Source organism: Olivibacter sp. EAT-5 (assembly GCF_044784325.1).
Classification (GTDB): Bacteria; Bacteroidota; Bacteroidia; order Sphingobacteriales; family Sphingobacteriaceae; genus Olivibacter; species Olivibacter oleidegradans.
This window is the reverse complement of sequence record NZ_CP173028.1, coordinates 1,946,875-1,959,014: the sequence shown is the minus strand read 5'-3', so window position 1 is coordinate 1,959,014 and position 12,140 is coordinate 1,946,875. Positions and strand designations below refer to the sequence as shown.

11 protein-coding genes are annotated in these 12,140 nt (G+C 41.3%); 5 read left to right on the top strand and 6 right to left on the bottom strand.

Features of this window, described 5'->3' with window-relative positions:
- Positions 1-12 precede the first annotated feature (12 nt).
- Entirely contained in the window at positions 13-1,509 is a 1,497-nt protein-coding gene (locus tag ACH11B_RS07975) for a catalase (RefSeq protein ID WP_377613224.1), read from the top strand.
- A 693-nt stretch (positions 1,510-2,202) separates the two neighbouring features.
- A complete protein-coding gene (locus ACH11B_RS07970; protein ID WP_013664821.1) occupies positions 2,203-3,057 on the top strand; it encodes a transglutaminase-like domain-containing protein in 855 nt (284 codons plus the stop codon).
- Between the two features lie 37 nt (positions 3,058-3,094).
- Here ACH11B_RS07970 and ACH11B_RS07965 read toward each other — a convergent pair whose 3' ends face one another.
- Both ACH11B_RS07965 and ACH11B_RS07960 read right to left on the bottom strand, forming a co-directional pair.
- Positions 3,095-3,724, bottom strand: coding sequence for a hypothetical protein (locus tag ACH11B_RS07965; RefSeq protein ID WP_377613223.1), 630 nt, complete (start codon positions 3,722-3,724; stop codon positions 3,095-3,097).
- Positions 3,725-4,616: 892 nt separating this feature from the next.
- Positions 4,617-4,829 carry a hypothetical protein gene (locus tag ACH11B_RS07960; protein ID WP_130854502.1) on the bottom strand — a complete coding sequence of 71 codons (213 nt, stop codon included), beginning with the start codon at positions 4,827-4,829 and terminating at the stop codon, positions 4,617-4,619.
- A 298-nt stretch (positions 4,830-5,127) separates the two neighbouring features.
- Here ACH11B_RS07960 and ACH11B_RS07955 point away from each other — a divergent pair, with 298 nt between their 5' ends.
- Positions 5,128-5,319, top strand: coding sequence for a type II toxin-antitoxin system VapB family antitoxin (locus ACH11B_RS07955; RefSeq protein ID WP_377613222.1), 192 nt, complete (start codon positions 5,128-5,130; stop codon positions 5,317-5,319).
- The gene (locus ACH11B_RS07950) at positions 5,316-5,729 is read left to right on the top strand and encodes a PIN domain nuclease (RefSeq protein ID WP_377613221.1); all 414 of its coding nucleotides are present in this window, start codon (positions 5,316-5,318) and stop codon (positions 5,727-5,729) included. Before ACH11B_RS07955 ends, ACH11B_RS07950 begins: the two co-directional genes overlap by 4 nt.
- Positions 5,730-6,093: 364 nt before the next feature.
- Here the strand turns inward: ACH11B_RS07950 and ACH11B_RS07945 are convergent, their stop codons facing one another.
- Complete coding sequence (locus ACH11B_RS07945) at positions 6,094-7,212, bottom strand: hypothetical protein (protein ID WP_377613220.1); 1,119 nt, start codon at positions 7,210-7,212, stop codon at positions 6,094-6,096.
- Between the two features lie 669 nt (positions 7,213-7,881).
- On the opposite strand from ACH11B_RS07945, the gene ACH11B_RS07940 reads away from it, so the two are divergent.
- Positions 7,882-8,667 carry an O-methyltransferase gene (locus ACH11B_RS07940; protein ID WP_377613219.1) on the top strand — a complete coding sequence of 262 codons (786 nt, stop codon included), beginning with the start codon at positions 7,882-7,884 and terminating at the stop codon, positions 8,665-8,667.
- A 74-nt stretch (positions 8,668-8,741) separates the two neighbouring features.
- Here the strand turns inward: ACH11B_RS07940 and ACH11B_RS07935 are convergent, their stop codons facing one another.
- The 3 genes from ACH11B_RS07935 to fumC form a co-directional block, all read right to left on the bottom strand.
- Positions 8,742-9,929 carry a BamA/TamA family outer membrane protein gene (locus ACH11B_RS07935; RefSeq protein WP_013664814.1) on the bottom strand — a complete coding sequence of 396 codons (1,188 nt, stop codon included), beginning with the start codon at positions 9,927-9,929 and terminating at the stop codon, positions 8,742-8,744.
- Between the two features lie 34 nt (positions 9,930-9,963).
- Positions 9,964-10,431, bottom strand: a complete 468-nt coding sequence (locus ACH11B_RS07930) for a fumarate hydratase (protein ID WP_149105161.1) — start codon at positions 10,429-10,431, stop codon at positions 9,964-9,966.
- A 72-nt stretch (positions 10,432-10,503) separates the two neighbouring features.
- Positions 10,504-11,901: a class II fumarate hydratase gene (fumC, locus tag ACH11B_RS07925; protein WP_013664812.1), complete on the bottom strand. Its 1,398-nt coding sequence runs from the start codon at positions 11,899-11,901 to the stop codon at positions 10,504-10,506.
- Between the last annotated feature and the right edge of the window lie 239 nt (positions 11,902-12,140).

The following is a 12,140-nucleotide window of genomic DNA, read 5'->3' as shown; positions in this document are numbered from 1 at the left end:
ACAATTTTACACATGGAAGAGAAAAAGAAGTTAACAACCGCCTCGGGTATTCCCGTCACTAACAATGAAGACTCGATGACCGTTGGGCCACGCGGCCCTATATTATTGCAGGATTTTCACCTGCATGAAAAAATGGCCCATTTTAATCGCGAACGAATTCCCGAACGCGTGGTGCACGCTAAAGGTTCGGGTGCTTATGGCACATTTACCGTAACCCAGGACATCACCTCCTACACAAAAGCTAAAATTTTTAATGAGATAGGCAAAAAAACGCGTTTGTTTTTACGCTTTTCAACGGTTGGAGGGGAAAAAGGTTCAGCTGATACAGAAAGAGATCCACGCGGCTTTGCCGTTAAGTTCTATACGGAAGACGGCAATTGGGATCTCGTCGGCAATAATACACCGGTTTTCTTTGTAAAAGATCCAAAAAAATTCAGCGACTTTACCCATACACAGAAGCGTGATCCGCAAACCAATATGAAAAGCGCAACGATGTTGTGGGATTTCTGGTCGTTAAACCCGGAGAGTCTGCATCAGGTGCTTATACTGATGTCAGACCGGGGCACACCTGTAGGATATCGTCACATGCACGGTTTTAGCAGTCACACATTCTCTTTCATCAATAGCAATAATGAGCGTGTATGGACCAAGTTCCATTTCAAAACGGAACAGGGCATTAAAAATTTCACCAATGACGAAGCGATGCGCATGCGGGGAGAAGACCCTGATTTTGCACAGCGTGATTTATTTGAAGCGATTGAACGCGGCGATTTCCCTCGCTGGAAACTATATATACAGATAATGACGGAGGAACAGGCGAAGGCCTTTCGCTGGAATCCCTTTGACTTAACCAAAATTTGGCCTCAGAGAGAGTATCCTTTACAAGAAGTGGGCGTTTTAGAACTGAATGAAAATCCATCCAATTATTTTGCCGAAGTAGAACAGGCGGCCTTCGCACCGGCACATGTTATTGACGGTATTAGCTATTCGCCCGACAAGATGTTGCAGGGGCGGATTTTGTCTTATCCGGATGCCCATCGTTATCGATTAGGTGTAAATTATGAGCAAATTCCGGTAAACAGGTGCCCTTTTATGGTAGCCAATTATCAACGGGATGGCTATATGCGCGTAGACGGAAATGGAGGCTCCACGCCAAACTATTTCCCCAACAGCTTTGATAGCATCTATGAAGATGAAAGCTACAAACAGCCTGCATGGAATTTAGAAAGCGATATTGCCGATTGGTATAACCGCAACGCGCCGGGCGAGGATGATCACTATACGCAACCTGGAAATCTTTTCAGATTGATGACACCGGAAGCCAAACAAAACACCATTCATAATATCGTGACCTCAATGAAGGGTATCACCGGCTCCAAGAAGGAGCTCATTATTAACCGACAGCTGTGTCACTGGTTTAGAGCCGATGTGCAGCTCGGCATGGCCATTGCGCAGGGATTGGGGCTAAATATGGAATCACTCAGTCAACATATGCCACAGGCTCAATAAACAAAACCAACCATCCAGGGGAGAGGCAGGTTCTCTCTCCTGATTATGTAAACCTATATTTCAGGTACCATAAGGTTTTTAAACACCTTTATAGGATTCGTCTAAAAAGCAATGGTGACAGGAAGGTTGAGTGCATTTAAAAAGAACCTTTTTCTTAGTCAAATTTATCGTGTTCTTTTTGTCTTAACACAAAAAGAACCAAAAAAGTCAAGGCGTGTGTAGGCTACCTTGCAACCGATGGCAAAGCATCGCTGGCGCGTATTGGAGCCGTTTCACTTCCTCAATCCGCTTGGATATTGCCGTATGAACAGACATGCAAATGCTTTGCGGCTCGTTGCGTCGGTATCCTCCAAGGCCGATCTTCCAGCGCACAGGGCTATATTTAGGGCTGAAGAAATAATACGTCCGGTTAAAAGTAAAAGCCCTACGTTCTGCTAAAATATCACCTAGGAAATTTGCGGTTTGCACGTTGAGGCACTATCGTTGTAGCAAAGTTCCAAGTGATGAGTTTTTGGTTACTTTTTGCGGAAACCACGAAGTAGCATGAGTGCCTTTTAAAACAAACGATAACGAATAAAAGTGACAAAAATAATCGTTCTTTTAATTTAAACATCCTATTGAATACGAGTGTGGTAACCTCGGTAGAGAAGCAACTCATAACACACAAATCACAACTTATTTTTATCTTTGTATATGCTTAATGACAAAGAGATAAATTCCTTGATACATCTATTAGACGATCCGGATGAAGAGGTATTTCGGCACGTTGAGGAGAAGTTGTTAACACTAGGGACAGCGGTTATTGCTCCGTTGGAAGCTGCTTGGGAAAAATCATTTGATTCTTTTCTTCAGTCGAGGATAGAGAACCTAATTCATAAAATTCAGTTTGAACAGGTTTTTAATGAATTGGAACTTTGGTATATGGGCGGGGGGTTTGATTTATTGCAGGGCTTGATTATTGTCAATAAATATCAATATCCCGATCTGGAAGATCAAACCATCATCAATCAAGTAGAAGAAATTAAGCGCGATGCTTGGTTGGAAATGATGTATAACATGAGCGCTGTGGAGAAAGTACGTTTATTAAATAACGTATTTTACAATATGCATGGCTTCAAAGGTAATACCAAAAATTACCACGATCCGCAAAATTCATACATCGGTAAAGTGCTGGAAACGAGGAGAGGAAACCCGATTTTATTAGCAGCACTATATAGTATTGTAGCGCAGCGTTTGGATATCCCAATTTATGGTGTCAATTTGCCACGCCACTTTATATTGGCTTATATGGACGAACAAATTAAGGCCGACGAAGCAGGAGTTCTTTTTTATATCAATGCTTTTAATAGGGGCCAGATATTTGGAAGACATGATGTCTTATCGTTTTTAAAGCAACTTAATTTGCCTAATGATGAACAATTCTTTTTGCCGTGTGATAACTTGGCGATCGTCAGCCGTGTCTTGCGTAACCTATTAGCTTCCTATAATCAAGCAGGCAGCTTAGAAAAAGCCGCTGAAATACAACGTTTATTGAGTATTTTCGGGTAAAGGCAAGGAGCCGAATTCGCCGGCCCCTTGCTTGGTATTATCTCGCCATTAAGCTAACGGCTTCACTCCAATCACTTACACCTTTTCCATTACGGGCACGCACGCGTACGCGGCAAACAACACCGGGAATCAGCGGAGCGATAATGTTGTTACGAGACGAAGTAGTAGATAAGATGTCGCCCCATAATATGTTTCCATTATCGTCTACTTCGGTAGCATAGCAGTATTCGTACTCCCAGGCTTTTTTAACCGGGTTAAAATCGAAGCGAATTTGTCCGCTCTGTGCGGTATCGCTCAGACGAAGATGTTCCGGTATGGCGGGAGCAATCAACGAGGACCGAAGCGGCTTTACGGGAAAACCGGAACTTAAAATAACATGTAAGGCCCCGTCTGCAACAGCATCCACATAGAACGCCAATTGCCTGAGCCCTTTCTCGAGTGCCTGGCGACTCACATTTTTTTCACTGGTGTTCAAAGGACTACCCTTCCGGGTAGCCGCCAGTTTGAGCCGATAATCATCAAGGAGTAACTGTATATCTGTCAACGCCGGAACGGGCGTTTCGAAATTTGGATTGTCCGTCATGGCGGTAATGACGGTTGTTCCTAAAGTTGCCATGGCGTCGTCTGCGATATTACTAAATCCTATAGCGATGTATCTATTTTGCATATTTAAAAAATTAAAAATTAAAAAATAAAAAGTAAAAAGCTTGTCTCCCGAAGGGATGGCCTATTACTTAAAGCCTATCGCCTATTGCACATTTACGTTGGCTTGGACGGATGTTTTCTCTTTGTTATCATCTACTTATATTTGTATAAGTCCATCAACCGCTGATGAACAAAACAAAATTGAGTAGAATCAAAAAAAGCCATGTCCGAAAATGACGCATATGGCGTTTTTGTCGTTTTTTGACGCTTTTGTCCGATAAAAGAGGAGGAAAAGTACGTTTAAGGATGACCAAATCGAACGCTCTATTGACTAAATTTATTCCAAATCCATATAGATTTAATACAATCTTGATCGTTGTTAATATAAACTTAGAAAGGTCTGACAGAACGTTATAGAACTTTGTCACAACTGTGAACAACGTTAGAACAATTTTAACCAATTATGGGGTAATCTTGTTTGTGTTTAATTCAAACTTGATTAAGATTACGACAAACTTGGTCTAGTTTATAACAACATTGTTCATTGTTATTGCAAACGTAAACAAGTTTGCTATTTCTTTAGTTAAGTTTATAGCAGAGATGAGCAAGGTTAAAGCAAGCTTGATCAAAAGTGTCTCAACTTATCTTAAAATTACCTTCATATTGTTTGTATTTACTTCAAACGCTTCTACCTTCATAACAAACTAATACGTGTTAAGGATAGACTTAAACATGTTTATCTCGAACTTATTTGCGTTTGTCTTAAACTTAATTGTGTTTATCTCAGTCTTACTGACAGTTATTAAGACTTTCTAGACCTTAGGTGTGCCGCAAACAAAAAAGCCGCGGGCAATTGCCGCGGCTTACCAAGAAATCTTTTTACATCGGAGCAATCCCATTGCTCATCTATCCATTCAATTCCGGTTAATCTTCAGAAAGGCAGCTATTTTTGATACAGGCGTATCGAGGTATTCTGCAACATGATATACCGTAACGGGCTGCTGCTTTTCCAAAGCATACATGTCGCGGATCAACTGCATATGGCGTTGGCATGTACGCATGCTCTTGCCCAAGATCAGCTGTAGATCCGCGGTAAAAACAGATAATCGACGTAAATTTACTTCCATATCCTCCATTTTTGCTATCACAAATTTAGCAGCTACCATAAGCAAAAGCAAGCATAAGCGCAATAAAACAATGGTTTTATTGAATTTTTATCAAATTTAAAACGCCTGTCGTACAAGCATTTCAATTTTCATAATGGGTATTTACATCCTCGTTATGAAAATGTTAAGAGTTTTTGTAACAAATAGGGCATTAAAACATAGAAAAATAGATAAATCACACAGTTCGGGTCAAAGCCTTTTAAACTAGCCGCAATGTGTATAAATTTTATTATCTTTACACATAGTAAAAATTACAGAAATGAGAACTAATATAGAGCTAGACGAAAACCTCATTCAACAGGCGCTTCAAATAAGTAAACTAAGGACAAAGAAAGAAGTCGTTCATGAAGCATTAAAGCAATATATTGCCTCTCTGAAACGAAAAAGCATTATAGCGTTGAGAAAGAAGGGCACTTGGGAAGGAGATCTCGACCAGATGCGTAATCTATGAGGGATTCTTTGCTTTTTGATACGTCGGTATGGGTTGACTTCCTCAACAAAAATAACACACCCCAAGCTTTATTATTGCAAGAATATATAGAAACGGATCGTGAGGTGTTACTCACACCCACCATTGTTCAGGAAATCCTCCAAGGAATACGTGAGGATTCAACTTATACAGAAATAAAGGAAACCCTATCCTATTTTACTTTATTGGAATTGCCTCCACGACGAGCAGCCATTGGTGCAGCAGACCTATCTCGATCTCTACGCAAAAAAGGAGTGACCATACGTAAGAGCAACGATTGCCTAATTGCCTATTATGCTGTTTCCTTTTCAGTTCCCCTAGTTCATACCGATCGAGATTTTGATCAGATAAGTAAATACAGCAAATTGAAGATCTGGGAGCAAAAAAATTAAATGGCCAAAGTCGTACCCCTTCTTTAATTTCTTCACTTCCTCCGCTAAATCCAACACCGCCTTACTTAACTGGGCAATAGATTCGGTTTTAGCACGGTCTTCTTCGAGAAAACGTTCAAATAACTCCATAACTTTCTCTGGAAATTCGTTCTTAATCTTTGACTTGTAGTGTTGCGACGAGGAATCGTATAGGTGGTTATTATTGCTTGGATGTTGTATATTATCCTGTCTTCCTTAAAATTTTTGATAAACTCCGGCGTTACTCCCAAACCCTTCCACTAAAACGGCAAGATGCACACCTACAATATTCCTTGCCTGTTTAATCACAGCTGAGATCTAATACATGCACGTGGAGAACCTAGCTTTACCTTGCATCGAGGTATATAAACTCAGGTGTTAGCGATAGTCTGGTTACCGTGTTTTTATTTGGAGATACATTACCATTTGCATCGAAATTAAACCGCATAACAGTTTTGTTCGCTCTATCGGCCACATAAATATACTGTTTTCGAGTGGAATCATCAGAAACAGCGATATCAATTGGATCAGCTAAATTCGTGTTTGATCCTGTTATAATTCGGGATGGTGTAATTGAGCCACCTGACCTAATGGTTTGTTTGGCATTTTCAATTACATAGATTATGCCATCGGTGGCAGTCCCTGTAGTTGCGCCTAAATCAGTTAAAAATAGAATATCGGAATTGGGGGCATATGCTATGCCTCGCAAATCATTTGCTCCACTAATAGTCAGTCTATGATTAGGGGTTCCTGTGGATACGCTGTCTCCTGTGGAGATCCCAGCAAGATTAAAGGCCCATACTTCTCCAGCAGTTAAGGTGCTTAAAAGCAAAAGCGAATCGGTGTCCGTTTTTGTCCCTGTCATTGCAATACCCCACGGCCTTCGAGTTAAGCGAATGTTTTTTCGGGGATTTTGCTGACCGACTAGCCGGGAGGGATTGTTGTAGATATTAAGCGATGCATTAGCGGGTGTTGCCGGATCGTCATTTGTAATAAATAATTGGTCGGATAATTTATTATATCGAATCGACCTGAAGCTTCGGGCCCTTACTGAATCTACGAAGGAACGACTGGAGGTGCTAACGGCTCCTGTTTCACTTACTGTTAAATACCTAACGCTATAATCTAATCTACTCACTTGGAATACCTGCCTCAAATCTGGACTGAACGTTATGCCCATACCTTGATTGGGGGACGTATTGTACCCATTTCCTGTTGGAAAATAATCTGTGCTGTCTGCCGGATCGAACACAACAACATTTTGATAAACCTGCGTGTCCGAATTTGCGATATCCGAAAACGATATATATAACCTGGAAATTGGCGTTGGCGGATACAATGGCTCGTCATCTGCCCGCTTACAGGAAGTCCACAGGCAGAGGATAATCAGGCTTAGCGCGAATATACGGTTCATTTGCATCGAGTACATTTTTTCTTGGAAATCGAAAACAATGTCCTTCATCATTTCCGGCTTCGGTATTTTACTATATAACGGCAACAAGGCAGAAAATTGCACAGCTGCAAACAAAAATAGTATAGCAAACTTAGATAAACTTTCTTTTATAAAAAAGTTTATCCATCTATTCTTAAAACAGAGCATTTACCGCGGGATAGTGCTTATATTAAAGGAACCTTTTTGTTTTTCTTTTTTTCCGCAAAAAAGAAACAAAAAACTCCTCGCTTGGAACTTTGCTACAACGGTGGTGCATCAACATGCAAACCGCAAATTTCCTAGGCGATACTTTAGCAGAACGTTGGGCTTTTACTTTTAACCGGACGTATTATTTCTTCAGCCCTAAATATAGCCCTGTGCACTGGCAAAACGGCCTTGGAGGATACCGACGCAACGAGCCGCAAAGCATTTGCATGTCTGTTCATACGGCAATATCCAAGCGGATTGAGGAAGTGAAACGGCTCCAATACGCGCCAGCGATGCTTTGCCATCAGATGCAGGGTAGCCTACACAAGCCTTGATTTATTCACTCTTGTTTACTTTCAAAAGTGTTCATGAACTCATCACTTCGTTCTTCGGTTTTGGTCAGCTTTTTATCAAGAAAAAGCTGATTAAGAAAAAAGTTCCTTTTTTTTCAAAGAGAAAAGAACAAATATAAAAGCTTTATCTTTGCTGCCGTATATGGCAAACTACCGTTTCTTCATTGATTATCTAATACACAAATTCTCCGCTAAAACACGCCATGGTGTGCATTCGCCATTTGTTTATAAACTTGTTGATGAGGTTATATATGATTTTTCAACTAAACCTTACGAAGAAGAAATCGAAAGAAAGCGGCAAGCGCTAAAGAAGGACACACGAATTATCACGGTAACCGACTATGGTGCCGGTTCGATGATGAATAATGGAAAACAAAAGGCCGTAGGTTTGATTGCGAAGAATGCCTTGAAGCCAAAACGGGTTGCACAGCTTATTGCTCGATTAGCCAACCGCTTTGCACCGGTAACCATTATAGAATTAGGCACTTGCCTGGGAATCACCACTGCCTACCTAGCCAAGGCTAATCCTAATGCCTCCATCACAACAGTAGAGGGTTGCCCGGAGACTGCGGCTGTTGCCCGGCAAACCCTCGATGAGCTTGGTGCGTCGCAGGTCCAACTGAAAATAGGAAACTTTGATATAATCCTACCGCAGCTTATTCAAGAGCAGGAAAAAATTGACTTTCTCTTTTTAGATGGTAATCATCGGAAGGAGGCGACTTTAAATTATTTTTATCATTGCCTACCTAAAGTTCATGAACAGACTGTACTGATCTTTGACGACATTTATTGGAGTGATGGCATGAAAGAGGCTTGGCGGGAAATCAAAAACCACCCACAGGTAACCTTAACAATCGACCTATTTTTCATTGGCTTGGTTTTCTTCAAAAAAGGCCAGGAAAAAGAACATTTTAAGATTAGTTACTAGTAGGCCATCAGTTTTCGGAAATGAGTTATCAGCTTTATTTTTAGCTGATTACCGATTGCTGATAGCCGATCACTCTAAAACGCTTCGCCGAGCGATAAATAAAAGGCTGATTGCCTCGGCTCTCCGGGACGTTTTTCGCCTATACCGTAATCAATCCGGATGCTCGAATTATGTTCCAGATCAAAGAAGTAGCGCAAACCACCACCGAAAGAGGGCTTCAAAGATGAAAAGTCTATCTTTTTATTGTAGACCGTCCCAGCTCCCATAAAGGCCGTAAAACCAATACGTGGATGAACGCGATAGCGCAACTCTGCCTGCGAGGTCATCAATGTCTTGTCTCGATATCTACCTGGATAATACCCTCGCATGACTTCATCACTTCCTAGCTGCGGAAATAAATAGAATGGCACATTGCCGAAGTATTCATCGTAGGTGGCATGTAGGCCAAGCGTTAACTTCGGTGTTAACGGAAAGAAGGCACGTAAGTCGAAATCCAAGCGACTTCCCTCAAAGTTATTCCCTCCCCAGAAATCAGGCATATAATGATAGACTGCCCGCGCATAGTAGCCCTTGGTAGTGTAGATATTTGTGTTACGGCTATCATACAACTGCGAGATTCCAAAGGCCAGGTATTTTCCACCTTCTTTACCATACAGTGGTGTCCAGTCGTAAATACCACCGGGAGCCTCGTCATTATATTCATAGTTCTCGTAAATCAAGCCGAGACCCACATAATAATTTTTAACAATCTTCTTTTCCCCTTCCAACCTGAGCCTAAACAATCGTTGAACCAAGGAGTCTTTATCCGCTTTTCGAGTTTGATCACCAATTCCATAAAAATTGAATGGAAAATCCTTATACCTTATCTCTGAAATGATATGATAATCATTGCCTTTTGTCCATATATCGGATGTCAATTTAAGATTCGATTGCTTTTTTGTGGTTAACGACCCCTGCAATACAATGCTGGACGTTCGGATGAGCGTATCGCTTTTATCAATATAGAAGTTGTAAATACCGGAAAGTCCATACTCTAGGCCGGTTTCCGGTGCATATCCCAATAAAGGCAACACCACAAAACCAGCTGATCGCGTAGAATCTTTTTCTGACGAGATGAATTTCTGGACCAGTTTACTCTGCATCAATTTGCCGTTCATGAACCTTTGATAGAGTCCGGGCTTCTTCTCCTGTGCGATTATATTGAGAGACGAGAGGCAAAGAATAGCTGTTCCAAGCAGGAACCGTTGAGCTAACATTCTCATAAAAAAACGAGCAAAAAATCTAAAATGTTTAATATCAAAGAGGTTTGGGCACACAGGTAATGTGCTCAATTTTCCTCAGATTAACCGGTGTTTGATAGTATTGGCTTTCGAGGTAAAGCGAGTCGGCCGTATGTTTTACTAACTTAAACCGGGGCAAAAATTGACCGATACGATGGCAGCCCGATAATTTCTGACGCCAGTTACTTCGGGTAAATGTAGATTCTATCAATAAGCTATCATTTCTAACCAGATACACTCCCCTAGCGTATTCTTCCCACTGTCCATCGCCGTAACAAGAATCAACTACCGTTCTTACCTTGCTAAAGGTTTTTAAGGTAATATAGACCGAGTCACAAGTAAACTTAAGACGATATAAACTGTAGGTCAATAGCTGATCTTGGTGGGCTATGGAGTCTTGCACCCACACCCCTTGTAAATAGGGCTCACCCTCTCCCTGTATATTCGGATTAAACTTGCAGGCAGAACAAAGCAATAAGCACATACCTACAAGCGTAAGGTATGTGCTTTTAAATATTAAATAATGATTCCGAGTCCTCATTATCCTTTAGAACCCCTATTTCAAACCACCGATCATATCTTCGGGGCGCACCCATTGATCAAATTGCTCATTGGTAAGTAGCTCGAGTTCTAAGGCCGCTTCGCGCAGCGACTTATTCTCTTTATGGGCCTTCTTCGCAATTTTGGCAGCGTTCTCATAACCGATATGCGGATTCAGGGCCGTAACCAGCATGAGTGAATTTTCCACATGTTTTTTAATACCATCATAGTTCGGCTCAATGCCGATCGCACAGTGATCATTAAAGGAAACGCAAGCTTCACCAATTAATCTCGCCGACTGGAGGAAATTGGCAGCCATTAAAGGCTTAAAGACATTTAGCTCATAATGGCCATTAGCACCTCCTATGGTAATGGCTACGTCATTTCCCATTACCTGTGCAGCGACCATCGTTAGGGCCTCGCACTGGGTAGGGTTCACTTTACCTGGCATAATAGATGAGCCGGGCTCGTTCTCCGGAATAAAGATCTCTCCGATGCCCGAACGCGGCCCGGAAGCTAGCATACGGACGTCATTTGCAATCTTCATAAGGGATACCGCCAGTTGCTTTAATGCGCCGTGACTTTCAACAATGGCATCATGAGCAGCCAGCGCTTCAAATTTATTTTCAGCGGTACGGAAGGGTAATTGCGTAAATTCCGCAATGTATTTGGCAACATTGACATCATACCCTTTCGGTGTATTAATCCCGGTACCTACCGCTGTACCGCCCAATGCCAGCTCAGAAAGGTGCGAAAGTGTATTATTTAAAGCTTTTAATCCGTAATTTAGTTGGGCTACATAGCCTGAAAATTCTTGGCCCAGCGTTAAAGGTGTAGCATCCATTAAGTGGGTACGGCCAATTTTTACAACATCTTTAAATTTATCAGACTTCTCTTTCAGTGTATCCCTAAGTTTTTCAACGCCTGGAATAGTAGTTTCCACCAACATCTTATAAGCTGCGATATGCATCGCTGTCGGATAGGTATCATTCGACGATTGCGACTTGTTTACATCATCATTCGGATGGATAAAAGTTTTTCCTTCTCCCAATTTATTTCCCTGAATAACGTGTGAACGGTTGGCAATCACTTCATTCACGTTCATATTGGATTGTGTCCCGGAACCGGTTTGCCAAATTACCAAAGGAAATTCACCGTCGTGTTTTCCTTCAAGTATCTCATCACAAACCTGCGCTATTAAATCCCGCTTTTCTGCCGGTAACACGCCTGCATCTGTATTGGTAAAAGCTGCGGCTTTCTTTAAGTAAGCAAAAGCGCGGATGATTTCTTTAGGCATCGAACCTTCCGGACCAATTTTAAAATTCTCGTGGGATCTTTCAGTTTGGGCTCCCCAATACTTATCGGCAGGCACCTTCACCTCGCCCATTGTATCGCGTTCAATTCTATATGACATGTTTATACGTTATGATATTGTTATTCCATCATCAACATGGGCTTGTGGCCACGTTGATTTATCCTTACAAAGTTATAAAACTTATACACTTGACCATATTTGCGCGCTAATTGTTTTTATTTTTCCTATTTCTTATTACATTATGCATACAGGCTGTGTAAAAATTTCATTAAATTAGCAATTAACACAATATTTTATCAATTTCGCCATTCCTATGATGTTGTACTTTTAATAGCAAA

Coding starts and splice junctions, on each gene's coding strand:
- ACH11B_RS07970 (WP_013664821.1), top strand. CDS start 2,203: ATGCTTAATGACAAAGAGATAAATTCCTTGATACATCTATTAGACGAT.
- ACH11B_RS07945 (WP_377613220.1), bottom strand. CDS start 7,212: ATGATGAAGGACATTGTTTTCGATTTCCAAGAAAAAATGTACTCGATG.
- ACH11B_RS07975 (WP_377613224.1), top strand. CDS start 13: ATGGAAGAGAAAAAGAAGTTAACAACCGCCTCGGGTATTCCCGTCACT.
- ACH11B_RS07965 (WP_377613223.1), bottom strand. CDS start 3,724: ATGCAAAATAGATACATCGCTATAGGATTTAGTAATATCGCAGACGAC.
- ACH11B_RS07935 (WP_013664814.1), bottom strand. CDS start 9,929: ATGAGAATGTTAGCTCAACGGTTCCTGCTTGGAACAGCTATTCTTTGC.
- ACH11B_RS07940 (WP_377613219.1), top strand. CDS start 7,882: ATGGCAAACTACCGTTTCTTCATTGATTATCTAATACACAAATTCTCC.
- ACH11B_RS07950 (WP_377613221.1), top strand. CDS start 5,316: ATGAGGGATTCTTTGCTTTTTGATACGTCGGTATGGGTTGACTTCCTC.
- ACH11B_RS07955 (WP_377613222.1), top strand. CDS start 5,128: ATGAGAACTAATATAGAGCTAGACGAAAACCTCATTCAACAGGCGCTT.
- fumC (WP_013664812.1), bottom strand. CDS start 11,901: ATGTCATATAGAATTGAACGCGATACAATGGGCGAGGTGAAGGTGCCT.
- ACH11B_RS07960 (WP_130854502.1), bottom strand. CDS start 4,829: ATGGAAGTAAATTTACGTCGATTATCTGTTTTTACCGCGGATCTACAG.
- ACH11B_RS07930 (WP_149105161.1), bottom strand. CDS start 10,431: ATGTGCTTATTGCTTTGTTCTGCCTGCAAGTTTAATCCGAATATACAG.